The organism is Pseudanabaena sp. PCC 9330 (genome assembly GCF_055795045.1).
Genome location: NZ_JAYFES010000117.1, coordinates 305,601 through 330,899 on the forward strand (window position 1 = coordinate 305,601; position 25,299 = coordinate 330,899).

A 25,299-nucleotide genomic window follows, 5' to 3' on the forward strand; every position below is an offset into this window, starting at 1 on the left:
TCTCATGTAAGAGGTTTTCGCTGTGCTACCCTAGTAAAGTTGTCAAAATCTCGCACATTCGAATTTTCGGGTCTCTTCTACGGAAGAGCACGTTCGAATGGAGGATTAACCCGAAAGGAGTCAAATAAATGCCCGTTATCACCTTACCCGAGTTACTTGAGTCTGGGGTTCACTTCGGCCACCAAACCCGCCGCTGGAACCCAAAGATGGACCAGTACATCTTTACCTCCCGCAATGGGGTCCACATTATTGACCTGGTGCAAACTGCCAAGTTAATGGAGGAGGCCTACGTCTTTGTGCGCAACGCCGCTGAACAGGGCCAAAAATTTCTGTTTATTGGTACTAAGCGCCAGGCGGCTGGCATTGTCGCCCAAGAGTCTGCCCGCTGCGGATCGCACTATGTCAACCAGCGATGGCTGGGGGGCATGCTGACGAACTGGGAAACCATTAAGTCACGCGCCAACCGGCTCAAAGAACTGGAGCGCATGGAAGAGATGGGTGCCATCGATCTTCGGCCCAAGAAGGAAGCGGCTGTGCTACGGCGCGAGCTAGAGAAGCTGCAAAAGTACCTGGGCGGCATTAAGACCATGCGCAAGGTGCCCGATGTGGCCATCATTGTCGACATCAAGCGGGAATACAACGCGGTGTCTGAGTGCCAGAAGCTAGGCATTCCGATTATTTCTCTGTTAGACACCAACTGCGATCCCGATGTGGTAGATGTGCCCATTCCGGGTAACGACGATGCCATTCGCTCAATTAAGCTGATTTTGGGCAAGCTGGCCGACGCCATCTATGAGGGGTCGAATGGGGCCAAGGCTCGTGGCAATGATGATGACTACGAAGACTATGACGGCGCCGAAGACGACGACTATGGCTTTGAGGCTCCTGCGGCTGACGGCGATAACTAGGCCTTAGCCCTCACTCCTCCTCCTCTCCTCAGGGAGAGGAGGTCTGATGGTCAAGCTAGGGTTTCTGAGTTTGGCCCAGCGTTAACCGAAGAAGTTGGCGGTAGGGGTTTAAGCTGAGTTAGGGCAGTTCTTTTGGTTGGCCTCTTTTAAGTTTGTATTGGGTTCGACGATAGCGCGTTAGGACAGTAAATTATCATGGCAGAAATTTCTGCAAAGCTCGTTAAAGACCTGCGCGACAAGACTGGCGCAGGCATGATGGACTGTAAGAAAGCCCTCAAAGAAAACGACGGCGACATTGAAAAGTCGATCGAATGGCTGCGTCAGAAGGGCATTGCTTCGGCCTCTAAGAAAGAGGGCCGGATTGCGGCTGAGGGGCTGGTTGACAGCTACATTCACACGGGTGGCCGGGTCGGTGTGTTGGTAGAGGTCAATTGTGAAACTGATTTTGTCGCCCGCCGCGATGAGTTTAAGACCCTGGTGCGCGACATTGCCATGCAGATTGCGGCCTGCCCCAATGTGGAGTATGTGCGCGTAGCCGATATTCCTGCCGATGTGGCCGCGAAGGAAAAATCGATCGAGATGGGCCGCGATGATATCGCCAACAAGCCCGCTGCCATGCAGGAGAAAATTGTTGAGGGCCGCATTCAAAAGCGTCTGAAAGAGCTTTCTCTAATCGACCAACCCTTCATCAAAGATCAGAATATCTCTGTAGAAGAGCTGATTAAGCAGGCGGTTTCTAAGCTGGGTGAAAACATCCAGGTACGCCGTTTCTCTCGATTTGTTTTGGGTGAAGGCATTGAAAAAGAAGAGGTGGACTTTGCCGCAGAGGTAGCCGCCCAAGCCGGTATGAAGGTCACTGAGGAGAAAGCTCCTGCCGCTGCAGAGCCGGCAGACAAGTCTTCTGCTGAAGCCAAGAAGGGTAAGAAGAAAAAGTAGTAGGGCTGTGCTGGGCGAGCGATCGCCCGCCAGTGAGCTAAGGCGGGGGTGCTGTCATCGTGCCCCCGCCTTAGTTTTTTCTATAATCAGGTAGGTCATGGGCAGAGGGCATGGTTAGGCCGACGGAGACTATTCGAAAAGATCTCGATAAGTTAGGGGAGGCAACGGCTGCCCTAGCCCAGGAGTTTAGCCAAATTTATGCTGGCTATCTGACGGCATTGGGCCATACTCAACGCCGTCAGGCGATTATGGCCACTTATCATCTTTGTACCCAGGTCTATCCCGAGAAATTTCTGGCGCTGTCGGTGAGCGATCGCGCCCGCCTTCAGCAAGATATTCAAAATCTTGGGCGCAGAGGTCAGGGCTGGCTGCTTCAGCTCATGGAGCCTGAGTCTATTGAAGAGCAACCTGACCCCTCTGACCCCGCAGATCGCGGCCATTTGAATCGACTAGAAGCCGCCCTGGTGGCCCTGGCTCAGCCTGAGGGGGGAGCTGATGCGACTCCTGAGCCCCATAACGTTGCCGGTGTCGAAGATTCTGAAACTTCTGAAGGTCAAGCCATTCAAGCGTCGGAGCCAGAGCAGACTGTCATTGAAGACCTCGAGATTGACGATGTCGCTGGGCCTTTGGCCGCAGGGAGTGGCGTTGATTCATTGTCCCCCGAAGCGCCGTCGGTGGCTGTCGTCTCAGAGCTTGACCCCAAGCAGCTGATTCAGTCTGTGATTATGGCGGCCATGGCCAGCGAAGTGGAGGAGACCATCGGCGGTCGGCCCTTTATCGGCGACCCGCTGACGCCAACCCTGGTGGCCAAACACCATCTGATTTTAGAGCGTATGCTGCGCGAAGTCTTACAGCGCGTGTCTCGCCACACCAACCGTCTGCTGCGCAAGGCCAACATTTTGCCCGACCTGCCTGAGGCACTGATAGAGATGGCCGCTGAGGCCGAGGTCGGTATACCCAAGGGGCGCTCGACGCCGAATGTGCTGAATGTGATGGTGGCTATGTCTGGGGATGGGGTAGAGGACTTTGACCCGCGCGAAGCGGACGAAGACGATGACGAGCCCGAGGACAGTGAGGACAGCGACGAGGCCATGACGGCCAACATGACCCAGTTGGCCGCTGTGCATCTGCGGCTGTCAGACCTCGAGTTTGGCGATGTGCAGGCGGCACTCTGGCGCAGCAAGCTGCGTACGTCGGTAGGGCGATTGCGCCAGTTGGGCAAGCAGTACCAGCAGGCTGAGCGCGAGATGGCGATCGCCCAGGCCGAGCAAGCCTGGCGATCGGTGTGGTACACCGATGCAGACGAGCCATCGCGATAGGGCCTATGGCAGACGCACAACCCTTGCCCGACTGGGTGCGGCTCCAGCGAGCCCTCTCAGTCGAGGCCGAAACCGGCTTCAACAATCTGGTGGGTAAACAGCAGAGCTTTAGCGAATTTTTGCGCGATAGTTTGCAACAGCCCCCGACGGTGCTTCCCGTTGACCAGCAGCAATCCTGGCAAGGTCTGGCCCAAAAATATGACCGCTACATCGACCTCAGCTTTGCCCAGCGCCAGCACCTGGTAGCCGAAACCCGCCGCTTTCTCCACGGTACCCAGCGCCTGCTGGAGAAATTTGCCGAGACTAAATCTCTCCGTACCCGAGAAAGTGCTGCCCCAGACAATGGAGGATCTAAGTCTGCTAAGACATCCCGCAAGCCCAAAACTGCGCCTAAGACCACGCAGCTCGCAGAGGCAGTCGGCAGCGTTCGCTTTGGTCTCGATCAGCCCGTCACCTACCTGAAGGGCATTGGGCCCAAAAATAGTGAACGGCTGGCCAAGCTGGGCCTGCTGACCGTTCGGGATGTGCTCTACTACTACCCCCGTGACCACATCAACTACGCCCAGCAGGTCAAAATTCGCGATTTGACACCGGGCGAAACCGTCACCATCGTCGGCACCGTTAAACGGATCAACTGCTTCACTAGCCCTCGCAACAAAAAGCTCACTATCTTTGAACTGCAGCTGTCTGACGGCAGCGGCACCCTCAAGCTCAACCGTTTCTACCCCGGCAACCGCTACGCTACCCCCAGCTGGCAGCAGCAGCAAAAACGCCAGTATCCCCAGGGGGCGATCGTGGCGGCCTCGGGCCTGGTAAAGGACGGCAAATTTGGGGTGACGCTGGAGGATCCACACCTGGAGGTGCTGGACAGTTTGAGCGATCGCATCGAATCGCTCACCATTGGCCGCATGGTGCCGGTGTACTCGCTGACGGAGGGCGTCCCGGCGGATCTGGTTCGCAAGGCGGTGGCGGCCTCTCTGCCAGCGGTGCCAGAGCTGCCAGACCCGCTGCCGGTGGATCTGCGGCAAAAATATGACTTGATCGGAGTGGGGGATGCGATCGCCCAAATCCACTTCCCCGATAGCGAAGAGCACTTGGCCAAGGCCCGCCGCCGCCTGATCTTCGACGAATTTCTCTATCTCCAGCTGGGTCTGTTGCGCCGCCGCCAGCAGCAGCAGGCCCAGCAAACCGCCATCACCCTCGCCCCTACCGGGAAATTGATCGATCAATTCTACGGCGTGATTCCCTTCAGTCTGACCGGGGCTCAGCAGCGGGTGGTCAACGACATTCTGGCTGACCTGCAAAAGCCCGTGCCCATGAACCGTCTGGTGCAGGGCGATGTGGGCTCTGGCAAAACCGTGGTGGCCGTGGTGGCCACCCTCGCCGCTATTCAGGCAGGCTACCAGGCGGCGATCATGGCCCCCACCGAGGTGCTGGCCGAGCAGCACTACCGCAAGCTGGTGGAATGGTTTAACCAGCTGCACCTGCCGGTGGAGTTGCTCACCGGCTCTACCCGCGCCGCCAAGCGCCGCAAACTGCTGGGGGAACTGGCCACGGGCGAACTGCCCATCCTCGTCGGCACCCACGCGCTGATCGAAGACCCGGTGCAATTCCGCGATTTGGGCCTGGTGGTGATCGACGAGCAGCACCGCTTTGGCGTGCAGCAGCGAGCCAGGCTCACCCAAAAAGGGGCCAACCCCCACGTGCTTACCCTCACCGCCACCCCGATTCCTAGAACCCTAACGCTGACCATGCACGGCGATCTCGATGTCAGCCAGATTGACGAACTGCCACCGGGGCGCAAGGCCATTCAAACCACGATTCTCACTGGCAAAGAGCGCACCCACGCCTACGACTTGATGCGCCGCGAGATTGCCCAGGGGCGGCAGATCTACGTGGTGCTGCCCTTGGTGGAAGAGTCTGAAAAGCTCGATCTGAAATCGGCGGTGGAGGAGCACCAGCGGCTGGCAGACGTGATCTTTCCTGAGTTCACCGTCGGCCTGCTCCACGGGCGCATGTCGTCTGCCGAAAAGGATGCGGCGATTACCGCCTTTCGCAAGTATGAGTCTCACATTTTGGTGTCTACCACGGTGGTAGAAGTGGGAGTGGATGTACCCAACGCCTCGGTGATGCTGATTGAGCATGCCGAGCGGTTTGGCCTCTCCCAGCTGCACCAGCTGCGGGGTCGGGTGGGGCGGGGGGCGGCACAATCCTTTTGCTTACTGCTCAGCGGCAGTCGCAGCGAGACGGCGCTGCAACGGCTCAAGGTGCTGGAGCAGTCTCAGGATGGCTTCTTTATCGCCGAGATGGATCTGCGCTTTCGTGGCCCTGGGGAGGTGCTAGGAACCCGGCAGTCGGGCCTGCCCGACTTTGCCCTGGCTAGTTTAATCGAGGATCAAGATGTGCTGATGATCGCCCGCGAGGCCGCCGAAGCCTTGCTGACAGAAGACCCACAGCTCGCCCGCTGGCCCAAGCTGGCTAAGGAGCTGCAGCGCCGCTATGAGAAGCTGATGGGCGGTGCCATTATGACTTAAGGAGCGCTATGGCTTCATGAAGCGGTAAGGGATGCCCCAATAGATACCCCTGCACTTTGTTGACGCACAGCTTTTGTAGCACCTTGAGTTCTGAGACTGTCTCTACCCCCTCAGCTAAGATATTGCTGCCCGTTGCTTGAGCAAACCCGACCAGCGCTGCGGTCAGAGCGCGACGGGTTATATCGGTATCGATATCGCGGATGAGCCCAATATCGAGCTTAATCACATCAGGGTTGAGCTGAAGAATATGGCGAAAACTCGCGTAGCCTGCCCCAGCATCGTCAACCGCTAGCCCCATGCCGCGATCGCGCAAGGGCTTCAACAGTTCTCCAAACTGTGTGTAGTCAGCGATCGCCGCATGCTCGGTGACCTCAAGCATAAGGCGATCGATCGGGGTACCCTGGAGCACTCGATGAATGGCACCATTGAGAATATTTGCGGGCGATACGTTGATTGAGAGATAGATACCGTCGGGAATTTGATCAAGCCCGACCAACGCTTTGGCGATCGCCGCCATCTCCAGATCTTCGCCGAGACCGACCTCAGCAGCTTCGGCAAACCAGACGCCAGGGCTTCGAATTGGCCTCAGCCAAAACCGGGTGAGGGCCTCAAAACCCACAATTTTATTGTCTGTGAGGTGAACAATGGGCTGGTAAACCACGGTAAATGCCTCAGAGCTGAGTATCGTAGTAACTCGCTCAGTCATCTCTCGATGCAACCGGTCAGCGTCAAGGTCGCGGCCAATCTGGCGAGCAGTGAAGTCTGCAAACAGCCGCATGATGGCCAGATCGCGTTCGCCCAGGGTAAAGTTTGGCCGCCTGCTAAAACAGCAGAAAGTGCCGTAGATCTGGCCATCGCTCAGGCGAATAGGAATGCTGAGGTGAGCCCCGATGGGGATAGCGGTCGTAGCCGACAGTTCTAGGGCAGCCGGAAACAAAGCAGCATCTTGAATCAGTTCTGGCAGTCGGCCATCTACCACCCGTTGACAGTAAGACTGATCGAGGGGGTCTGAGTCGCCTACAGCAATGGGCGACTTCTCTGGGGCCGCCTCCACATAGCGAAAGTGTCGTCTGCCGCTGACAAATTCGGAGACGAAGGCCACTTCCATATCAAGGTGCAGACGAATGGCACACAGGGCGTCTAGGACGACATCGTCAATCGATCCATTCCCTAGACTAGATGCCGACAAAAAGATAGGGGGGATCAAAGACAGCTTGCTAGCCTTCGAGTCAGGCGTCGATTGTCTTTCCATTCAGATGTACCCCAAAAACTCATCACCCTAAAGCAGTCTTCTGAGTGGAAACAGGAACTCGCTGGCTGTATCTGTCCGTATTATCGGCATACCTCATGATGCCTAATTTATACACATGGAGAGAAATGTGGTTGAACCCAGGCGAAAATTTGCTTAAGTAAGCGGCTTACCCTGCCTGCCGAGAGCATGAATAAAGCATGAGAGTAATGGCCTAACCCTCTTCCACCCAAGCTAATAGTTCAGCCTCCGTGAGGATGGCGATGCCTAGCCCTTCGGCCTTGGTCAATTTTGACCCAGCCTTTTCGCCTGCCACCAGGTAGTCAGTAGCTTTGCTGACGCTGCTAGTGACTTTGCCCCCGGCCGCTTCAATCATTTCTGCCGCCTCGGGACGAGTGAGGGTGGGCAGGGTGCCAGTGAGGACGAAGGTTTTGCCCGCCAGGGGGCCAGCGGGCTGGGGCTGTTTGGTGTCGGTGGCGGCGAGCTGTAGCCCCGCCTGCTGAAGACGATCGATCAGGGTTTGGTTGGCGGGCACCTGAAACCACTGACATACGGATTGGGCAATTTCAGGGCCGATGGTGTGGACGGTTTCGATGTCTTCGGGACTGGCGGCGGCGATCGCATTGGCGCTAGGAAACTGCTGGGCCAGGGTTTTGGCGTTGACGGTGCCCACATGGCGAATGCCCAGGGCGTAGAGCACCGAGGCCCAGGGGCGGGCTTTGGAAGCGGCGATCGCAGCCACCAGATTTTGCGCCGACTTCTGCCCCATGCGATCGAGCGGCAGCAGATCCTCTACGGTCAGCCCGTAGAGGTCAGCGACGGATTGCACCAGCCCCTGCTCCACCAGCTGCTTCACCCACTTTTCGCCCAGGCCCTCAATATCGAGAGCATCGCGTCGTGCCCAGTGGATGATCGCCCCCTGCACGATCGCCGGGCAGGAGATATTGATGCAGCGGGTGACGGCCCCATCGTCGGGCTTGACCAGGGCGCTGGCGCACTGGGGGCAGTGGGTGGGCATCGCCACTTTCAGGGCATTTTCAGGCCGCAGGTCGGCCAAAACCTTGACCACTTCGGGGATGATCTCCCCGGCTTTGCGGACAATCACCGTGTCGCCCTGGTGAATGTCGAGTTCGGCCAGGCGATCGGCGTTGTGGAGAGTAGCACGGGCGACGGTGGTGCCTGCGAGCTGCACAGGACGCAGCTCGGCCACAGGGGTCACCGCCCCGGTGCGCCCCACCTGAAAGCTGACGGCTTCGAGAATGGTCGGCACCTCTTCAGCGGGGTACTTGAGCGCCACTGCCCAACGGGGAAATTTTTGGGTGAAACCGAGGCGTTGTTGCAATGCAAAGGTGTTGAGCTTGACCACCACGCCGTCGGTGAGGTATTTGAGCTGGGTGCGCCGGGTGGCCCACTCATTGAAGTAGGCCTGTACCTCGGTCTCTGACTGACAGAGCTGGCGGTTGGGGTTAACCCGAAAGCCCAGAATTTTGAGGAATTCGAGGGCGGCCCATTGGGAAGTAGGGAGTTGTAAGGTTTGAGGTTTGAGGTTTGAGGTGTCATTCTCCCCATCACCCCATCCGCCCATCTCCCCATCGCTCAAATGCACGGTGTAGGCAAAGAAGTCGAGCTTGCGGGCGGCGACGATGCGAGAGTCGAGCTGACGTAGGGTGCCAGCGGCGGCGTTGCGGGGGTTGGCAAAGAGAGCTTCGCCCTTGGCGGTGCGTTCTGCGTTGATGGTCTCAAACACGTCCAAAGGCAGGAAGGCTTCGCCGCGCACTTCGACCACGGCGGGCGGATTCTCGATGGCCAGCCGCAGGGGCACAGAGCGGATGGTGCGGACGTTGGGGGTGATGTCTTCGCCAGCGGTGCCGTCGCCCCGGGTAACGCCTCGCACCAGCACTCCGTTTTCGTAGGTGAGGGCCAGAGCGTTGCCGTCGATCTTGAGTTCTGTCACGTATTCCACCTTGCCCACCTCAGGGGCCTGGCGACGCCAGCGGTCTTCCCAGGCGCGAAACTCGGCCAGGTCGAAGGCGTTCTCTAGGCTGTAGAGGGGGATGTTGTGGCGAACGGAGGTGAACTGGGTGGCGGGCTTTTCGCCGACGCGCTGGGTGGGGCTGTCGGGGGTGATGAGATCGGGGTGGGCGGCTTCGAGGTCTTGCAGCTCGCGGTAGAGGCGATCGTAAACCTCGTCGGGCAGGTCGGGGGCGTCGAGCACGTAGTAGGCGTAGCTGGCGGCTTGTAGCTGCGACCTGAGGGTCTGCACCCGCATCGCTGTCGCTGCACCCGCATCGTTAGTCTGGCCCATGGATGAGTTCTCAAAAATCGCCCGGTGGCTAGTGTAACGCTGCATTGCACCCAGTGCGCCCTGGGCCTTGGCATCGCCCCCTCGCTGCTATGCTGAGGGTTTCCGCCGCATATTATTCAACTACTATGGTCGCTCCAGTCCCCACCTCTCTCCGTAGCCAGCAACACCCGATGATTCGGGCCTTGGCCGATCGCATTGAGGCCACCTGGCGGCAGCACCTCGACCTGTCGCCCTATCAGCTGCCCGATGACCTGGGCTACATCGAAGGCCGCCTGGAGGGTGAACGGCTCACCATCGAAAACCAGTGCTATCAGACCCCCCAGTTTCGCAAGCTGCACCTGGAGCTGGCGCGGGTGGGTGCCAATTTAGATATTCTGCACTGCGTCATGTTTCCTCGGCCTGAGTATGCGCTGCCCATGTTTGGCTGCGACCTGGTGGGCGGGCGGGGGCAGATTAGCGCGGCCATTATCGATCTGTCTCCTGTGGGCGAAACGCTACCGGCAGGCTACATTACCGCCCTAGAGTCACTGCCGATCCAAAGCTTTGCTGAGGAGCGCGATCTGCCGGGCTGGGGAACGATTTTTTCGCCCTACTGCCGGTTTATTCGCCCCACCAGCCCCGAGGAAGAGGCAGCGTTTGTCGATCGCATTGTCGCCTACCTGGAACTGCACTGCCAGCAGGCGATCGCCACCGCCGCCACCGCCGCCCAGCGAGACCAGATCATGGCTGGCCAGCGCCACTACTGTGAGCAGCAGCAAAAAAACGACAAGACCCGCCGGGTGCTCGAAAAAGCCTTTGGCAATGAATGGGCCGATCGCTATATGACCACGGTTTTGTTTGATTTGCCCGAGGCTTAATTTCTAAAGAATTGATCACAGTGAATTACCAGGGTTAACTACAATAAGAAATCTTTAGTTGTACACACCCGCCGCCATGACTGTCAGTTCTCCCGCTCCGCTAGACATGCTCACCCTGGAGGCTGAAGCCGCTGACCAAGCTCTAGATGCGGCGGCGGTGCCCCGGCGAGGGCGATTGATTGTCTTTACTGGCCCCAGCGGAGTGGGCAAAGGCACTCTGTTGCGGGCGCTGCGCCACCGTTACCCAGCCCTTCAGCTGTCGGTGTCGGCCACCACGCGACTTCCCCGCCCTGGCGAGGTCGATGGCCAAGACTATTTTTTTGTCAGCCGCGACGCGTTTCAAGCCATGATCGATCGCAGCGAACTGCTGGAGTGGGCCGAGTTTGCCGGCAACTTCTACGGCACCCCTAAGGCGGCCATTGCCGAGGCCACTGAGGCAGGCCACTGGGTGATTTTAGAAATTGAGCTAGAGGGCGCTCGCCAGGTACGGGCCACGTTTCCCGATGCGCTGCAATTGTTTGTGTTGCCCCCCTCCCTGGAAGAGCTCGAAAGCAGGATTCGCCTGCGCGGCACTGACGCCAATGATGCGATCGAGCGGCGGCTGCGGCGCGCCCAGGTCGAGATTGAGGCTGCCTCAGAATTTGATGAACAAATCGTCAACGACGATCTAGAAGTCGCTCTCCAGCAGCTTGAGACCGCCATTTTTAAGGACTAGCCGCAAAACGTACGAGGGAGCCAGTGGGTGACGAGCCTGCGATCGGGAATTTTGATTACCCAGAGCAGGAGCAGATCCTTAGCTTACTGAGGCGCGCCAGACAGGTGATTCGCGGCTAATCGTATTCGGGAGTCGCCAACTAATCATGGAGACATCTGGGAATTTGTGCGTCAGATGGCGTGTTTCCGAGGAGATGAAGGATCTCGCTTGGTTGGATATCCAACCCGCCTCTTCAGAATTTCTCAATCTTGCAAATCGATAGGGTAGACATTAGTTAAACCTCTATAGCTGTTGGGTTTCACCCAACCTATGATGGCTGCGGCACATCTCGCCAGGCTAGAATCGTGCAACTCTCTATTCCTGAATCCATCATTCAATCCATACGGCTACCTGAGAGCCGTACGGAAGCAGAGCTGCTAAAAGAACTAGCCATCGCCCTCTACGCCCAAGAACTACTATCCTTTGGCAAAGCCCGCGAGCTAGCCAACCTAGACCACTGGCAATTTAGCCAGCTTTTAGGCGATCGCCAGATCCCCCGCCACTATTCTGAAACTGAACTTGAAGAAGATATGGAATATGCCCGTCGTCAGTAACACGTCACCCTTGCTCAACCTGGCCTCGCCCGACGCTCCAGAGGTCAAAGGTTACCCGAACGGAAGACAGCCCAAAATTCTGACCGTGCGATACTGAGAGTCAGGCCAGCGCGGCCTAATGAGGTTTAGGGAGACATTGCCGTGGCCAGTCAAATTATCAACCCAGCGCTCCACGCCTATCGAGATCAGCTAGATGCGCTGCTGAGTCGTGTGCAAACCCTGGCCACCGACATCAACAACCCCAACTTGCAGCGCACCACCCACAGCCTGCGGCGCAACATCAATGAGCCTTTTCTATTTGTGGTGGTAGGGGAAGTCAAGGCGGGCAAGAGCAGCTTTGTCAACGCCCTGCTAGAGGCGGAGGTGTGCGCCACCGACATCGAGCCCTGCACCGACTCAATTCAGCAGATTGTCTACGCCGAGGCTGAATTTGTCGAGCAGGTGGAGCCCAGCCTGCGGAAAATTGGCCGCCCGATCCCCATTTTGCGAGACATTTCCATTGTCGATACGCCGGGCACCAATACGGTGGTGGCCGAGCACCAAATCATCACCGAGCGCTACATTCCCAACAGTGACCTGACCTTTTTTGTGCTGTTTGCCAAAAACCCCTATCAAAAGAGCGCCTGGGACTTTCTCGATTTTGTCAGCGCCGAGTGGCGCAAAAAGGTGGTGTTCATTTTGCAGCAGGCCGATCTGCTGCGCCCCGCCGACCTGGAGACCAACATCGAGCGGGTCAAAGAACTCGCCTACCAAAAGCAGATCAAAGCGCCGATGATCTTCCCCACTTCGGCGGCGCTGGAGCAGGAGGGGGATGCAGCCAGCGGCTTTGAGCCGGTGCGGCAGTACATCCGCGCTATGGTGTCGTCGGGGGAGAGCTACAAAATTAAGCTGCGATCGGTGAGTCAGACCACTCAGCAGATCATCGACCTGTTGAGTAGCGATGTGGAGGCGCTGAATCAGCAGCTGGCGATCGATCGCACCACCGCCGCCAGCATTCGCAGCAAAATTGACGCAGGCCGGGCGCGATCGCGCTATGAGGTCAACACCCTGGCCGATCGCCTGGCCGCCCGCTACGAGGTGATCTCCGCCCGCATCAAGCGCGACTTTCGCGAGAGCCTGTCGGTGATGATGGTAATGCGCCGCTCCTTCGTGGGCCTGTTTAACCAGGACGAGTCAATGCAGGCCTGGGTCGACGAGTTTCAGGAGCGCTGCGCCCGCGACCTGCGTGCCTCCCTCGAAGAGGTTTCCCAGGAGGGGGCGCAGCACTTTGTCGATGGCATTCGCCAGCTCTTCGACGGGTTAAATCAAGACCTGGACAGCGTTAAGAGCCACCGCATCGAGAGCAGCCATATTTCCCTCAAGGTGCTGGAGCGCCGCCAGGAGGTGATCGACAGCGTGCGGGCCAAGGTCAACAGCCTGATGGCCGACCACGGCTTTGGCGACATGCTGGTCACCCAGGCGGGGGATATGGCCAACGAAATCGTTGGCGGCGCGATCATGGCGGTGGCGGGCACCATTTTGCACATCGTTGAGTTTGCGGTGGCGGAGGCGATCTTGGGGGCGATCGGCATCGCCTTTGCCGGAGTGGGGGTGATTGTGCTGGCGATCGGCATTCTCTGGCAGCGCAACCGCATCATTGCCAAGTTTGAGCAGGCTCTCGATGGCGAAAAAGACCGTTTTCAGGAAGAAATCGCCAGCCGCCTCAACGAAAAGCTGGGCATCATCTATGAAGAGGTGGAGCGCATCTTCACCCAGTTCTATGACTATGTAGAGCGCGAGGCGGCGGCGGTGCAGCCGGTGATCGACCAGTACGGGGCGATCCAGCAGGAAGCGGCGACGCTGTTTAGCACCAATGCCCTGGAGCCATCTCGGGTAGCTCAGCCCTAGTCAGAGATCTCTGGAAAAGAAGATACCCCGATGCAGGGGCGCAGGCCCTGCGCCCTGGGGAGGAAGCAAAATCCTCGGGTATTTTCTTAGTCAGAATTATCCTCAGCTCCTAGCTACCAGGATTAGAGGGTTGCTGACCGAGGCGAGGCTCAGTACCTGCTAGCAGACGTTCAATGTTGCTGCGGTGGCGCAGAATGACATAGCCTGCGCCCAGGCTACCCAGTACCACGTAGGGCAAGGGCTGCCCTGTAGCCACCATGAGAATCATCGTCGCCAGGGCTGCCGCCATGGAGCTTAACGAGACAATGCGGCTCAGGGCTAGAGTCAAGCCAAAGGCCGCTGCGGCCCCCAGGGCCACCGGCCAGGCCAAGCCCAACAACACCCCCAGCCCCGACGCCGCTGACTTGCCGCCGGTAAACCCAATCCACACCGACTTGCTATGGCCCATAATGGCCAAGAGCCCGGCCAACATCATGACCCAGGGGCCAAAGGCGTCAAGGGGCTCGGTGGTCAAGGCGGCAACCTGGGGCCAGGCTACCCTCACCAATAGCACCGCCAGCAGTCCCTTGAGCAGGTCGATGGCTAACACGGCGATCGCCGCCTCTTTGCCCACCGTTCTCAGCACATTAGTAGCCCCGGTGCCCCCAGAGCCATACTGCCGAATATCGATACCTTTGACCCACTTGGCGATCAGATAGCCCGTAGGCAACGAACCGAGGAGATACGCCGCCGCCAGCAGCAGCACAATCAATAGACCTGCCAACGTTCTGTCCTTAAATGTGGTGTGTGGAGGCTGCGGAAAACGCTGTCACCTGGGCTCAGAGCCCAGTCGCACAACTCAGCCAATACCAGTCTAGGGGGATCGGTGCACGAGGGTAAGCACGAGTTTAAACCTCTTCTCAGTCCAGACGTGGAGTTCTGTCTGGGGAAGCTTGAGATGCCGCGCCAAACTTGTATGGCAATTTATGCTAAACCCTGTTTGGATCGTCCGTCAGCCGTCGCACAGAGCCGCTCGATCACCTGGTCAGCGGTGATTAGGCGTTTGAGCACCACCTGACCAATGGTGCCACTGGTGGCACTTTCGGGCTTTACTTCTACCATCAGCACGGTCTCTTCAACCTGGTATAGCCACAGGGTTTCGCCCTGGTCTTGAATCGATAGATTGAGGCGGCGAATGTGGGGCTTGCGCTGCCAGCCTAGCTCGTTCCACAGACCGCCAAATTCCCACACTCGCCCCGTTACCCAACCATCGGAAAGAAAAAAATATTTCACCGCTCACTCTGCCACACCGTGTTCAATGGCATTATGCACCGTCCTGAACGATTGGCCGCAGCCCCGGCCCTGAAATCTCTGAAATCCGTGGAATATTGCCCCAGAATTGATCCAAGGTTGAACCAGACTCCCTGCTTTAGAAATTTTAGATAACTGTCCGGATAGCGCTAGCCCCCTGCGTAATAAAGAAAGGTAGATGCACCCTGATTGTTAGCTCTGAGATGCCTGGAGGGATCCCAGAGCTTTTTTTTGCCTAGGCAGCTAGGCGGGTGAGCCTAGATAATCGTCAAACCTGCCAACAGTCAAACCTTTAATCATCTACTCCGTCCCAAGCTCGGCTGCTTTTTGATTGCCCCTGGCGATGGCCCGCTCCTGTGATACCCTATGCGCAATTGACGCAAAGGTAGAGCGACCATGGCAAGGGTAACAGTAGGGTTGTTGTTTGGCGGCTGCTCAGGAGAGCACGAGGTCTCGATTCGCTCGGCCCAGGCGATCGCCCAAGCCCTAGCCACCGGTACCAACACCGAAAAGTACACCGTTTTGCCCATCTACATTCGCAAAGACGGGGTTTGGCTGGCCAATGCTGAGGCAGCAGCGATTCTGACTGCTGGCGTTCCACCCCAGGCGGTGGCCGAGACTACGGCCACTACTCCTCGCCAGCGGCTGCCCCAGTTTGATCAAATCGACAGCGTCGATATTTGGTTTCCGGTGCTCCACGGCCCCAACGGCGAAGACGGCACGGTGCAGGGCCTGCTCACCCTGATGCGGCGACCCTTTGTGGGTTCTGGAGTACTCGGCTCAGCCCTGGGGATGGATAAAATCGCCATGAAAATGGCCCTTGCCCAGGTGGGGTTGCCTCAGGTGCAGTATTTGGCGGTGAGTCGGGCTGAGGTCTGGTCAAACCCCTGCATATTTCCCAAACTGTGCGATCGCATTGAGACCGAGCTGGGCTACCCCTGCTTTGTCAAACCCGCCAACCTGGGCTCTTCGGTGGGCATCGCCAAAGCCACCAGCCGCAAAGAACTCGAAGCAGCCCTCGACAGTGCCGCCAGCTACGATCGCCGCATCATTGTCGAGGCTGGCGTTGTCGCCCGCGAGGTAGAGTGCGCCATCCTGGGCAACGACAACCCCAAAGCCTCGGTCTTGGGCGAAATCAGCTTTCAGAGCGACTTTTACGACTACGAGACCAAGTACACCGCTGGCCAGTCGCAGCACACTATCCCGGCCCAGGTGCCCGCCGATGTCGCCCGCCGCATTCAGGAGATGGCCATCACGGCCTTTCAGGCAGTAGACGCCGCTGGGCTTTCTCGGGTCGATTTTTTCTATGTCGAAGCGACCGGTGAATTGCTGATCAACGAAATTAACACCCTGCCCGGCTTTACCGCCACCAGCATGTACCCGATGATGTGGCAGGCCAGCGGCATCTCTTTTCCAGAGCTAGTGGATACGCTGATTCAGCTGGGGTTTGAGCGCGCCGGGCAACCCTAGCATCAGCCTTCGTTTATAGATTTAAGCCCAATCACCGCAGGCGCTATGCAGCTCGACCACATTACGCCGCTCATTCTCACCTACAACGAAGCTGCCAACATCGATCGCGCCCTTACCGCCCTCAGCTGGGCTAGGCAGATCGTGGTAGTCGACAGCATCAGCACCGATGCCACCCTAGCAATCCTTAACCGCTACCCCAGCGTTAAACTTTTCACCCGTCCCTTCGATACCCACGCCACCCAGTGGAATTTTGGCCTTGCCCAGGTGGAAACGCCCTGGTGTCTGTCCTTAGACGCCGACTACTATGTAACGGCAGCTCTGGTAGCAGAGTTCCAGCAGCTTCAGCCCAGCGCTACTGTTGACGGCTATTTGATTCCCTTTCGCTACTGTGTCTTTGGCCAGCCGCTGCGGGGGACAATTCTGCCGCCGCGTCAGGCGCTGTTTCGTTGCGATCGCGCCCACTACATTGATGACGGCCATACTCAGCTGCTTCAGGTCAAGGGCGACTCCGCCAGCCTGACCAGCCCCCTACTGCACGACGATCGCAAGTCCCTCCGCCACTGGCTCTGGGCCCAAGACCGCTATGCCCAGCTCGAAGTCCAAAAGTTACTCGCTACTCCCGCTACCGAGCTTAGCCTAGCCGACAAAATCCGCAAGACAAAGGTGCTGGCTCCCTTCGTCATTCTGGTGTATTGCCTGATTCTCAAAGGTGGCCTGCTCGACGGCTGGCGTGGCTGGTACTATGCTGCCCAGCGAACCCTGGCTGAACTGCTCCTCGCCATTCACCTGATCGAGCAAGACTTCAAAGGCAGCCGTTAGCCCGCTCGATACATTGCCCCCTCACCTAGAAGCCAGTCTAGTACTGGACGCAGCCCATAGGGGCTGTGGTGGCTCCCTTGGGTTGACTTGAAGCGGTGGCTGGGGCAGAGCCGGCGATCTATGCAGCCGTACCGCTTTGGGTCATGCTAGAAACCGAAGACGCAGTCGTTGCAGAGGAATAAAATCTATGGCTGAAATGGATCCCGTTAAGCTGATGAAGCAGGAAGTGGGTCGCCAAGCGGCGGCGCGGGTGCAGTCTAACACTGTGGTGGGTTTGGGCACCGGGTCAACCACTGCCTATGCTATCCAGTTCATTGGCGATCGCCTGGCCAAGGGCGAAATCAGCAACATCAAGGGCGTGCCTACCTCCTTTCAGGCATCGGTGCTGGCCAAGCAGTATGGCATTCCCCTCACCACGCTCGATGAAGGTGATGAGATCGCCCTGGCCATTGACGGGGCCGACGAAGTCGATCCCCAAATGAATCTGGTGAAAGGGGGTGGCGCAGCTCACACCCGCGAAAAAATTGTCGATTCTCTGGCCAAAGAATTTATCGTGGTGGTGGATAGCTCAAAGCTGGTAGACAAGCTGGGCACCACCTTTGCCCTACCGGTAGAAGTGATGCCCCTGGCGGTTACCCCTGTCACCAAAGCGCTAGAGGCTCTCGGTGGCCAGCCGGAGCTGCGCATGGGCATTAAAAAAGACGGCCCCGTCATCACCGACCAGGGCAACATGATTTTGGATGTCAAATTTGCGGCGATCGATGACCCTGCCGGGCTAGAGAAAACCATCAACAACATTCCCGGCGTGCTCGACAATGGCCTGTTTGTGGGCGTCGCCACCGAGGTGCTAGTGGGCGAGGTCAAAGACGGCCAAGCCAGCGTTCGCAAGTTGTAATCAGGAAACATAGACCACCGGGGACCAGTTGCATGGTTTCCGGTGGCGATCGCTCGTGGCTACCCGTTGATCTACCAGGCCAGGCTGATAGATTCGCCGGGGGAGTAGGTGACCTCTCGCACCATGCCCGGCTGGCCTAGGGCCTCGGCCTGGCGATCGTTGTAGCTGACCATGACGCCGCCAGCGTTGCCTGCCCGAATGGTCAGAGCCTGATCCGCCAGCAAGAGGCGAGTATCCCCCGGCTGAAGAATGCCTTCAAATTCGGTTTTGCCGTCGGAGGTAATGCGCAGCCATGACTGCCCGGTGAGGGTCATTTTGACTTTAATCGGGGCCTGGGGCTCGTCTTCTACTGGTGCTTGAGCCGTAGAATCACTGCCCGCAGTGCTAGTAATTTCGGTCTCAAGCTCGCTCAGCGGAGCCAGAGGGGGCAGCATGGTAGCCTCTGGAGCTGTCTGACGCAGCACGTAGGATAGCCCACTCACGGCAGCTACCAGCAGGGCAAAGTAAGCCGCGTAGAGGTGTAGGGGGCGGAGCTGGGCCGCTGGCGACTCTTGCCAAGACTGGCGCTGCACCGAGGGCGGGGTGAAAAACTGGCTAGCTAGGGTTTCGCCGTCTAAGCGCAGGGCATCGCCGTAGGTGCGAATTAACCCACGGATATAGACCGGCTCGGGCAGCGCCTCGAGGTCGCCTCGCTCGATGGCCTCCAAAATTCTTGGTCGAATCAGGGTTTTGTCTGCCATGGCTGCCAGTGTGTAGCCCTGCTGCTGGCGGCTATCAGCCAGCAGTGCTCCTAGGTCTAGGAGCTGCTCACGGTAGACGGCGTTAGGATCAACCAACTTTTTTGTCTTCATACAGGGAGAACTTAAGCTTAAGACGGCAAACTATTGGCTGAGGCCTGGGACAGTTTTGCTGAGGTCGCTGGTTGGTCTGATGACTCAGCTAATAATGCCTCAATTTCGGCCGATGATAAAGTCCTGTGGGCCCCTGGTTTTAGATTACCCAGGGAGACAGAGCCTACCGCTACTCGATTCAGGGCCAAAACCCGGTGTCCTAGCACCTTGGCCACTCGGCGAATCTGGCGATTGCGCCCTTCCCACAGCACAACTTCTAGGAGGGTTTCAGTGGGGCTGCGGCGAAGTACCTCAACCCGGGCTGACCGGGTGGTAACCCCATCGAGAAAAATGCCCTGACGCCATTGGTCTAGGGTCTCCGGGGCTACTGGCCCTTCTAGGCTGACGCGGTAGGTTTTGGCCACATCGTGGCGCGGGTGGGTAAGGCGAAAGGTAAAATCGCCGTCGTTAGTCAGCAGCAGTGCGCCGGTAGAGTAGGCATCGAGTCGCCCCACGGGGTGAATGCCTAGCCCGTGCAAGCTCTGGGGCAGAGCCTCGAGTACGGTGGGTCGCCCCTCGGGGTCGTCACAGGTAGACACCATGCCTAGGGGCTTGTGCAGCAACAGGTAATGATGGTCGGGTCGCTGGTGCGCCTGTAGGGAAATGCCGTTGACTTCGATGCGATCGCACAGTGGGTCAGCCTGCTGCCCCAAAACCGCCACAGCACCATTGACGCACACCTGCCCCGTTTCGATCATATGCTCGGCCTGACGACGGGAGGCAACTCCATACTGGGAGAGAATTTTTTGAAGGCGTGCTGCCATAGCGGGGGAGTATGTTAGCAAATAGGCTGGAGTAGACGGATAGCCGCTGACCCTGCTTTACGATTATGACAGCTATTGATGGTCTCTGAGTATAAGTCCTCACTATACCAACCCCAGAAGCAGAGTTTTGACTGGGGAAAACGTCATTTCTAGACAGGGATTGAGCTCACCGCCTGCTATGAGTCTAAGCGTATTCTATGGGGGCGATGAGGGGCAGTCTGAGGGTCAGCCAAGCGCCCCCTGAGTCAGGATGATTACTGGCAGTAATCGTACCGCCGTGGGCTTCGACAATTTGATAGACAATAGCCAACCCGAGCCCAGTGCCTCGGTTGACCTCACTGGCCACGGTCGAGAGCGCTGTCTCGCTGCCCAGGGTGCCACTGCTACGACTGCGGGCTGGGTCAGCGCGGTAAAAGCGATCAAAAATGTGGGGCAGATCTTTGGCGCTAAAGCCAGGCCCCCGATCCATCACCTCTAGCGTGAGGGCGGGTAGATCAACGTCAGCGGAGAATAAGGCAGTATTCTCCCTGTCAGTGGGTGGGGTCAGGCGCACGTAGACCTTGGCATAGCCAGGGCTGTGCTTGATGGCGTTGTCGATCAAGTTGAGCAGCACCCGGTGAAAGAGCGTTTCGTCAAGGGTAGCGAGGTACTGTTGTGGTCCTTCGTACTCTAGCTCTAGGTGTTTGACCTGGGCCAAGGGCTCGAGACTGAGCCAGGCCCGCTGAATGAGCTGGGGCAGATCGACCGGTTTGAGTGCTAACCCCTGGGACTGATCGCCCTGGAGGCGACTGAGATTGAGCAGGTCTTCGACTAGGTTGCTAAGGCGAATGGTCTCGTTGACCAGGCGATCGAGCCATCGACGCTGGTTCTCGGCTACTCGGGGTTGCAGGGTCTCGGCCACTAGGCGGATGGAGGTCAGCGGGGTTTTGAGCTCGTGGGCGACGTCGGAGGTCCAGCGATCGCGCTGTTGCACCAGCAGGGCCGCCTCCTGACGATTTTCTAAAAAAACACCCACTTCGCCCTCACCGAGGGGAATAGCGTAGCCCCGTAGAGGATAGGTGGGCTCTTCTTTAGGGTGCAGCGGATCTGGGGAAATTTGATAGAGCATCCACTCGCGCCGACAGCAGGTCTGCTTTTCTCGGGTTTCTTCGATCAGGGCGTCTAGCTCGTAAGATCGAGCGACTTCGAGCAGCAGTCGACGACGCTGCACTGAGCCAGTGAGGGGCTGGTTCATCTTGAGCAGCCGATTGGCCTGGTCGTTACACCAAACGAGCTGATTTTCTTCATCGACTTGGAGGTAGCCGATGGGGGCAGTCTGGAGAATGCGCTCTAGGGTGTCACGGCTGGTGCCGAGCGATCGCAGCTGCTGCTGCTGCTGGGGCTGCTTTTTCACTAGGCGTTCGACCTGGCCTAGGGCCGTTGGCCAATCACTGGTCTGGAGCATGCCAATCAGCCGTTGCTCACGACGCCAGTGCTTTTTGCGCTGCCAGATCAACAGCAGCGCTCCCGTAGCCAACCCCAATAGATATGCAGCAATAACCAACGATAGTCCTAGACGGAGTAAATTTGCTCTGTCCAAGCCTATCGTACAAAAAAGCACCCTTGTTAGGGTGCTGCATTAAATTAGTGACAATTCAAAAAACTACCTGCCCAACCGTAGTAGGCAAAACCAAAATCAAAAGAGGGCCACCAACGATACGATGAGTACCAGAGGAACCCTCCTTGGCCTAACCGGGCAAATCTAGACTACCGAACCACAGCACCCCGGTACTTGAGACCTTGGGGATGGCTTGCTTGAGCTTGCTTGGGTACGTGGCGGGCTACCACAGCACCCCGGTAGCGACCAATAACCTCTTCGGATACAGCTACCTGGGAAGTAGCAGGATCATAATTAACGCCGCGATATTTCAAGGACATCATTCGCCTCTCCTTAATGAGTGAAGGTGTATAAACAGAGGCGCGTTCCTTCGAGCTGGAGCTCTACTTCCGTCTCTTGATTAGAGAGATGAACGATTTGTTTCTGTATTCATTGTTACTATTCTCTCCGTTTCTGTCAAGACCTCCTGTCATGAATCCTTGGCAATGGCCTAGTCCTTCACCTGTTGCTGCTATGCACTCTCCTCTCCCCGCCCACCGCTACTTTCCCTACCTGACTTGGACTGAGATCGAGGCTATGCCCCAAAAGGAGGCTGTCGTGATTGTGCAGCCCATGGGGGCGATCGAGCAGCACGGCCCCCATTTGCCCCTGGCCGTAGACAGTACCATTTGCACCACCGTGCTAGGTAAGGCCTTAGAACAGATCGATCCAGCGATCGCGGTCTATAGTTTGCCGCCTCTGTACTACGGCAAATCAAACGAGCACTGGCACTTTCCTGGGACTATTACCCTCTCTGCTGAGACTCTGCTACGGGTCGTTCACGACGTGGCTGAAAGTCTCTACCGGGCTGGATTTCGTAAGCTAGTACTGTTGAATGCCCACGGCGGTCAGCCCCAGGTGCTAGAAATAGCCGCCCGCGACCTACACCAGGCGCACGCAGATTTTATGGTGTTTCCGCTCTTTGTCTGGGCGGTGCCCAACTGCGCGGGAGAGTTGCTGACCCCGAAGGAGCTAGAGCTGGGCATTCACGCTGGAGATGCCGAGACCAGTCTGATGCTTTCGATTCTGCCCGATCAAGTGCGGATGGATTTAGCTAAGACTGAATTTCCCCAAGATCTGCCCACCGATAGCTGGCTGACGATGGAAGGGGCGCTGCCCTTTGCCTGGGTGACCCGCGACCTCAGCGCCAGCGGCGTACTCGGCGATCCGACGGTGGCGACAGTGGCAAAGGGAGAGCAGCTTCTAGACTCTCTGGTAAAAGGCTGGGTGAGAGCGTTGGAGGATATCTATCGGTTTCGACAGCCGGGGGGCGGGGAGTAGCCGGAGGGGGCCGACCTAAGCTCTAGTAGGGCTTGGCATACCCTGTCAGCCCAAGGTCTACTGGCAAAGACCTACCGGAATCAAGCCAGATCAGGATTGAGGTGTGAGCAAGATTGCTGCGGTAGGTTCGTATTCAAACATCGATCGCTGCACTTTTTGTTCTGGTACTTCTAAACTAGGCTTGACTGCTAGCCCTAAATCTTTCGGTAACCTTGCTATGGATGCTATAGATCTCGATGCCCAAATTGCTGACCTGAAGCAAAATGCTCCCAATGACGGGGTCACAGCCAGCGCGATAACAACTATTGCACCAACGCTGAAGGCGATCGCAGGTCAGCTCAAGCACCCCCAGTACTACGTGCTGCAAACCCTCGAACAGGGCTGGATGATGACCACCCTCAGCAACCGCACCCAACCCAATACCCAAAAGAATATTGTCTACGCCTACCCAACTCTCCAGGATGCTGCTACCAGCCAGGCCACAATTAAAGACCCTCAGGTGATGGCGCTACCGGTACCCGTGGTGCAGATTTTGTTTCAGCTGCTCGCTATGCAGCCCATCGATAGCCTGATTTTTTTTGAAACTCCAGGGAAAGTAGGCCAGGGTGTCGAAATTCGCCGCCAGGATATGCAAGCGCTGATTCAAGCCCAGCTTCAGCAAGCTCAGCAGGTCAGCCCCATTCCCCCAGATATGGCCTAGGCGAAACATTTTTAACGTACGGCGGTAGCTTGGCACCTCGTCAAGCAAGAGCATCACGACGGTACCTTGACGCTTCAGCCGTCCCCATGGCGGCGTAAAATACAGATTACTGATGTAGAGAGCGCAGAAGGTTAACTATGGGACGCTTTAGACCTTTTTTGGGAATAGTGCTGGCGATTGTGGCGACCTGCCTGGTGGCCTGTGGTGGCCCAGCGGCAAAGATACCCACCACCTATAGCCCCACGATGTTGCAGCAGGTGCAGCTGTATACGTCTCCTGTGACTGATCTGCGCGATCGCTTCCCCGAGCTAGAGGGCTACATTCAGAAAAAAGACTGGGTCAACGTGCAGAGCTTTATCCATGGGCCCATGGGTGAGATGCGGGCGCGGCTAGGTCGCCTGGCTAACCAGCTGCTAGTCAAAGATCAGCCCCAGGCCAAAGAACTGGCTCAGAACCTGTTTGTACACCTGGAGCGGCTAGATGAGGCGGCGGCCGCCAACCAGCAGGTGATCGCCGGACAAGAGTACCGCAACGCTCTGGATGATTTTGACGCCTTCTTGAGTTTGGTGCCTGCGGTTTAGTGGGTTTGGCTGGGTCATGATCGCGATCGCCCCACCCCAGCCCTAGCCCTGATCAGGGTTTACAGTGGGCAGTACTCATCCTATGGTTTAGCCAGTGGCCAAGCAGCGGTGCGGTCGCTGGCTATCCAGCTTTAAAGCGATGGAAAGCTAAGCTCAAAATCGCAGATCCAAAATCGCTTAGAGGTACGGTTGATTGCAGCGAGTGGTAGTAGTGGGCTGTGGTGTGGTGGGGGCGGCGATCGCCTACGAGTTGAGCCTCAGTGACAAATATCAGGTGGTGGTGATTGATCAAACCTCTCCGGCCCAGGGCTCGACCGCTGCCGCCCTAGGAGTTGGCATGGCGGTGATCAGCCACAAGGTCAAAGGTCGCAACTGGCGGCTCAGGGAGCGCAGCCTCAATCGCTATCAAACGCTGATTCCAGAGCTAGAAATGCTTACGGGGCGAGCGATTCAGCACAATGCCCAGGGCATTCTCAGTCTGTGTTTTGCGGCTGAAGACTTGCCTCGCTGGCGATCGCTCCAGACTATCCGCCAGGGCCAGGGTTACAGCTTAGAGATTTGGGAACCGGGGCTGGTGGGCGATCGCTGCCCTCACCTCGGCCTCGCTGGGGTCGTTGCTGGTATCTACTCGCCCCAAGATTTTCAGCTCAACCCTACCGATCTCACGCTGGCGCTGGTGGCCGGGGCCCAGGCCAATGGGGCTGAGTTTTACTTTGGGCAGCCGGTACTAGGGTTTGATGGGGCTGACGTGGAGGCTTTGTCTCAGGAAGCCCGCGACTGTACGGCTGTACACACGGCAAATCAAAGCTTTGCTACAGATGCGATCGTGATCTCCGCCGGGTTAGGGACTCTGCCCCTCACCCAAGCGCTCCACCAGCCGACCCCCATCGGCCCGGTGCTGGGTCAGGCGCTCCGGCTTCATTTGGACGAGCCGCTGGGCAATCCAGAGTTTCAGCCTGTGGTCAATGGCAATGACATTCACCTGGTGCCCCTGGGCAACGGCGACTACTGGGTCGGGGCCACGGTGGAGTTTCCGCCCGAAACTTCCCTAGAGGATGCGCTGGCTATGCAGCCCGAGGCCGACCGGTTAGATGAGGTGCTAGCGGGTGCGATCGCCTATTGTCCAGCCCTAGCGGCAGGTCAGATTACCCAGCGCTGGTCGGGCCTGCGCCCTCGTCCCCAGGGTCAAGCGGCCCCAGTTATTCAGCAACTGGCAGGCTATGGCAACATCTGGCTGGCCACCGGCCACTACCGCAATGGCGTCCTTCTCGCCCCGGCCACGGCCCTGGCAGTACGCAACGTTTTAGAGAGTCGAGAGGGGTCGTTATGACAGGACACAGACCTCTGCGGTGGGGGAAACTCTATGCTGCTGACAGTTCACGAAATGGTTGAGGTGAAGTCTCCGACGGATAGTCTGACTAAGCTGCGGGATAAAATTCAAGATTTTCTGGCCCTGGGCACCCAGGTGGTATCCTCATTGACCCCAAGGCCCGCTGTGTAGAGGTGTACCGCACGGGAGATGAGGCCATGCTTTTGGGGGATGGCGATCGCTGACCTATGGCCCTTGGTATTCGAGTAATTCTAAAATCACCCTCAGCTCAGAGCATCTGTCAAAACAACAAGAGGCGCGGCCAATGCCACGCCTCTCAGCAGAGTTCAGGCTGGGTCGC

The 25,299-nt window shown here is 57.7% G+C and carries 24 protein-coding genes and 1 riboswitch; of the genes, 16 read left to right on the forward strand and 8 right to left on the reverse strand.

Features of this window, described 5'->3' with window-relative positions; genetic code table 11:
• The first annotated feature begins 128 nt into the window (after positions 1 to 128).
• The 4 genes from rpsB to recG all read left to right on the forward strand — a co-directional run bounded on the left by rpsB (position 129) and on the right by recG (position 5,697).
• Positions 129 to 908: a 30S ribosomal protein S2 gene (gene rpsB / locus AC0QKW_RS23545; RefSeq protein WP_473153543.1), complete on the forward strand. Its 780-nt coding sequence runs from the start codon at positions 129 to 131 to the stop codon at positions 906 to 908.
• A gap of 195 nt (positions 909 to 1,103) precedes the next feature.
• Entirely contained in the window at positions 1,104 to 1,844 is a 741-nt protein-coding gene (gene tsf / locus AC0QKW_RS23550) for a translation elongation factor Ts (RefSeq protein ID WP_473153544.1), read from the forward strand.
• Positions 1,845 to 1,954: 110 nt separating this feature from the next.
• A complete protein-coding gene (locus AC0QKW_RS23555; RefSeq protein WP_473153545.1) occupies positions 1,955 to 3,163 on the forward strand; it encodes a hypothetical protein in 1,209 nt (402 codons plus the stop codon).
• Positions 3,164 to 3,168: 5 nt separating this feature from the next.
• Positions 3,169 to 5,697, forward strand: coding sequence for an ATP-dependent DNA helicase RecG (gene recG, locus AC0QKW_RS23560; protein ID WP_473153546.1), 2,529 nt, complete (start codon positions 3,169 to 3,171; stop codon positions 5,695 to 5,697).
• Here the strand turns inward: recG and AC0QKW_RS23565 are convergent.
• Together AC0QKW_RS23565 and ligA are read right to left on the reverse strand one after the other, a co-directional pair.
• Positions 5,687 to 6,949 (reverse strand): sensor domain-containing phosphodiesterase, encoded by a 1,263-nt coding sequence (locus tag AC0QKW_RS23565; RefSeq protein ID WP_473153547.1) that lies wholly within the window; start codon positions 6,947 to 6,949, stop codon positions 5,687 to 5,689. The two genes, recG and AC0QKW_RS23565, sit on opposite strands and share 11 nt — an antisense overlap.
• Positions 6,950 to 7,160: 211 nt before the next feature.
• The gene (gene ligA / locus AC0QKW_RS23570; RefSeq protein ID WP_473153548.1) at positions 7,161 to 9,251 is read right to left on the reverse strand and encodes an NAD-dependent DNA ligase LigA; all 2,091 of its coding nucleotides are present in this window, start codon (positions 9,249 to 9,251) and stop codon (positions 7,161 to 7,163) included.
• Positions 9,252 to 9,376: 125 nt separating this feature from the next.
• On the opposite strand from ligA, the gene AC0QKW_RS23575 reads away from it, so the two are divergent.
• From AC0QKW_RS23575 to AC0QKW_RS23590, 4 genes are all read left to right on the forward strand, one after another.
• Positions 9,377 to 10,108, forward strand: coding sequence for a phycocyanobilin:ferredoxin oxidoreductase (locus AC0QKW_RS23575; RefSeq protein ID WP_473153549.1), 732 nt, complete (start codon positions 9,377 to 9,379; stop codon positions 10,106 to 10,108).
• 76 nt (positions 10,109 to 10,184) lie between these two features.
• Positions 10,185 to 10,823 (forward strand): guanylate kinase, encoded by a 639-nt coding sequence (gene gmk, locus AC0QKW_RS23580; RefSeq protein ID WP_473153550.1) that lies wholly within the window; start codon positions 10,185 to 10,187, stop codon positions 10,821 to 10,823.
• A gap of 344 nt (positions 10,824 to 11,167) precedes the next feature.
• Positions 11,168 to 11,416, forward strand: coding sequence for a UPF0175 family protein (locus tag AC0QKW_RS23585; protein WP_473153551.1), 249 nt, complete (start codon positions 11,168 to 11,170; stop codon positions 11,414 to 11,416).
• A 141-nt stretch (positions 11,417 to 11,557) separates the two neighbouring features.
• Positions 11,558 to 13,303, forward strand: coding sequence for a dynamin family protein (locus tag AC0QKW_RS23590; protein WP_473153552.1), 1,746 nt, complete (start codon positions 11,558 to 11,560; stop codon positions 13,301 to 13,303).
• A gap of 109 nt (positions 13,304 to 13,412) precedes the next feature.
• Here the strand turns inward: AC0QKW_RS23590 and plsY are convergent, their stop codons facing one another.
• On the reverse strand, positions 13,413 to 14,066 hold the full coding sequence (gene plsY / locus AC0QKW_RS23595; protein ID WP_473153553.1) for a glycerol-3-phosphate 1-O-acyltransferase PlsY: 654 nt from the start codon (positions 14,064 to 14,066) through the stop codon (positions 13,413 to 13,415).
• Positions 14,067 to 14,266: 200 nt separating this feature from the next.
• Positions 14,267 to 14,575 carry a hypothetical protein gene (locus tag AC0QKW_RS23600; RefSeq protein ID WP_473153554.1) on the reverse strand — a complete coding sequence of 103 codons (309 nt, stop codon included), beginning with the start codon at positions 14,573 to 14,575 and terminating at the stop codon, positions 14,267 to 14,269.
• A 414-nt stretch (positions 14,576 to 14,989) separates the two neighbouring features.
• On the opposite strand from AC0QKW_RS23600, the gene AC0QKW_RS23605 reads away from it, so the two are divergent.
• From AC0QKW_RS23605 to rpiA, 3 genes are all read left to right on the forward strand, one after another.
• Positions 14,990 to 16,063 (forward strand): D-alanine--D-alanine ligase family protein, encoded by a 1,074-nt coding sequence (locus tag AC0QKW_RS23605; protein ID WP_473153555.1) that lies wholly within the window; start codon positions 14,990 to 14,992, stop codon positions 16,061 to 16,063.
• Between the two features lie 45 nt (positions 16,064 to 16,108).
• Complete coding sequence (locus AC0QKW_RS23610; RefSeq protein WP_473153556.1) at positions 16,109 to 16,882, forward strand: glycosyltransferase family 2 protein; 774 nt, start codon at positions 16,109 to 16,111, stop codon at positions 16,880 to 16,882.
• A 187-nt stretch (positions 16,883 to 17,069) separates the two neighbouring features.
• Positions 17,070 to 17,777, forward strand: a complete 708-nt coding sequence (gene rpiA / locus AC0QKW_RS23615; protein ID WP_473153557.1) for a ribose-5-phosphate isomerase RpiA — start codon at positions 17,070 to 17,072, stop codon at positions 17,775 to 17,777.
• A 71-nt stretch (positions 17,778 to 17,848) separates the two neighbouring features.
• Here rpiA and AC0QKW_RS23620 read toward each other — a convergent pair whose 3' ends face one another.
• The 4 genes from AC0QKW_RS23620 to AC0QKW_RS23635 form a co-directional block, all read right to left on the reverse strand.
• Positions 17,849 to 18,628, reverse strand: a complete 780-nt coding sequence (locus AC0QKW_RS23620) for a helix-turn-helix domain-containing protein (protein ID WP_473153558.1) — start codon at positions 18,626 to 18,628, stop codon at positions 17,849 to 17,851.
• A gap of 17 nt (positions 18,629 to 18,645) precedes the next feature.
• Complete coding sequence (locus tag AC0QKW_RS23625; RefSeq protein ID WP_473153559.1) at positions 18,646 to 19,431, reverse strand: pseudouridine synthase; 786 nt, start codon at positions 19,429 to 19,431, stop codon at positions 18,646 to 18,648.
• Between the two features lie 184 nt (positions 19,432 to 19,615).
• On the reverse strand, positions 19,616 to 20,974 hold the full coding sequence (locus AC0QKW_RS23630) for a sensor histidine kinase (protein ID WP_473153560.1): 1,359 nt from the start codon (positions 20,972 to 20,974) through the stop codon (positions 19,616 to 19,618).
• Positions 20,975 to 21,177: 203 nt separating this feature from the next.
• Positions 21,178 to 21,351: a DUF4278 domain-containing protein gene (locus AC0QKW_RS23635; RefSeq protein ID WP_473153561.1), complete on the reverse strand. Its 174-nt coding sequence runs from the start codon at positions 21,349 to 21,351 to the stop codon at positions 21,178 to 21,180.
• A 36-nt stretch (positions 21,352 to 21,387) separates the two neighbouring features.
• Positions 21,388 to 21,445, reverse strand: a riboswitch (Glutamine riboswitch).
• Between the two features lie 96 nt (positions 21,446 to 21,541).
• On the opposite strand from AC0QKW_RS23635, the gene AC0QKW_RS23640 reads away from it, so the two are divergent.
• The 5 genes from AC0QKW_RS23640 (at position 21,542) to AC0QKW_RS23660 (ending at position 25,130) form a co-directional block, all read left to right on the forward strand.
• On the forward strand, positions 21,542 to 22,348 hold the full coding sequence (locus tag AC0QKW_RS23640; RefSeq protein WP_473153562.1) for a creatininase family protein: 807 nt from the start codon (positions 21,542 to 21,544) through the stop codon (positions 22,346 to 22,348).
• Positions 22,349 to 22,565: 217 nt separating this feature from the next.
• Complete coding sequence (locus tag AC0QKW_RS23645; RefSeq protein ID WP_473153563.1) at positions 22,566 to 23,048, forward strand: hypothetical protein; 483 nt, start codon at positions 22,566 to 22,568, stop codon at positions 23,046 to 23,048.
• Positions 23,049 to 23,185: 137 nt separating this feature from the next.
• Positions 23,186 to 23,629, forward strand: a complete 444-nt coding sequence (gene psbQ / locus AC0QKW_RS23650) for a photosystem II protein PsbQ (RefSeq protein ID WP_473153564.1) — start codon at positions 23,186 to 23,188, stop codon at positions 23,627 to 23,629.
• Positions 23,630 to 23,822: 193 nt separating this feature from the next.
• Complete coding sequence (locus AC0QKW_RS23655; protein ID WP_473153565.1) at positions 23,823 to 24,959, forward strand: NAD(P)/FAD-dependent oxidoreductase; 1,137 nt, start codon at positions 23,823 to 23,825, stop codon at positions 24,957 to 24,959.
• 33 nt (positions 24,960 to 24,992) lie between these two features.
• Entirely contained in the window at positions 24,993 to 25,130 is a 138-nt protein-coding gene (locus tag AC0QKW_RS23660; RefSeq protein WP_473153566.1) for a hypothetical protein, read from the forward strand.
• Positions 25,131 to 25,299 lie beyond the last annotated feature (169 nt).

Coding starts and splice junctions, on each gene's coding strand:
- gmk (WP_473153550.1), top strand. CDS start 10,185: ATGACTGTCAGTTCTCCCGCTCCGCTAGACATGCTCACCCTGGAGGCT.
- recG (WP_473153546.1), top strand. CDS start 3,169: ATGGCAGACGCACAACCCTTGCCCGACTGGGTGCGGCTCCAGCGAGCC.
- AC0QKW_RS23640 (WP_473153562.1), top strand. CDS start 21,542: ATGCACTCTCCTCTCCCCGCCCACCGCTACTTTCCCTACCTGACTTGG.
- AC0QKW_RS23610 (WP_473153556.1), top strand. CDS start 16,109: ATGCAGCTCGACCACATTACGCCGCTCATTCTCACCTACAACGAAGCT.
- AC0QKW_RS23605 (WP_473153555.1), top strand. CDS start 14,990: ATGGCAAGGGTAACAGTAGGGTTGTTGTTTGGCGGCTGCTCAGGAGAG.
- AC0QKW_RS23620 (WP_473153558.1), bottom strand. CDS start 18,628: ATGAAGACAAAAAAGTTGGTTGATCCTAACGCCGTCTACCGTGAGCAG.
- AC0QKW_RS23645 (WP_473153563.1), top strand. CDS start 22,566: ATGGATGCTATAGATCTCGATGCCCAAATTGCTGACCTGAAGCAAAAT.
- tsf (WP_473153544.1), top strand. CDS start 1,104: ATGGCAGAAATTTCTGCAAAGCTCGTTAAAGACCTGCGCGACAAGACT.
- psbQ (WP_473153564.1), top strand. CDS start 23,186: ATGGGACGCTTTAGACCTTTTTTGGGAATAGTGCTGGCGATTGTGGCG.
- AC0QKW_RS23565 (WP_473153547.1), bottom strand. CDS start 6,949: ATGGAAAGACAATCGACGCCTGACTCGAAGGCTAGCAAGCTGTCTTTG.
- AC0QKW_RS23635 (WP_473153561.1), bottom strand. CDS start 21,351: ATGATGTCCTTGAAATATCGCGGCGTTAATTATGATCCTGCTACTTCC.
- AC0QKW_RS23555 (WP_473153545.1), top strand. CDS start 1,955: ATGGTTAGGCCGACGGAGACTATTCGAAAAGATCTCGATAAGTTAGGG.
- ligA (WP_473153548.1), bottom strand. CDS start 9,251: ATGGGCCAGACTAACGATGCGGGTGCAGCGACAGCGATGCGGGTGCAG.
- rpsB (WP_473153543.1), top strand. CDS start 129: ATGCCCGTTATCACCTTACCCGAGTTACTTGAGTCTGGGGTTCACTTC.
- AC0QKW_RS23575 (WP_473153549.1), top strand. CDS start 9,377: ATGGTCGCTCCAGTCCCCACCTCTCTCCGTAGCCAGCAACACCCGATG.
- AC0QKW_RS23625 (WP_473153559.1), bottom strand. CDS start 19,431: ATGGCAGCACGCCTTCAAAAAATTCTCTCCCAGTATGGAGTTGCCTCC.
- rpiA (WP_473153557.1), top strand. CDS start 17,070: ATGGCTGAAATGGATCCCGTTAAGCTGATGAAGCAGGAAGTGGGTCGC.
- AC0QKW_RS23660 (WP_473153566.1), top strand. CDS start 24,993: ATGCTGCTGACAGTTCACGAAATGGTTGAGGTGAAGTCTCCGACGGAT.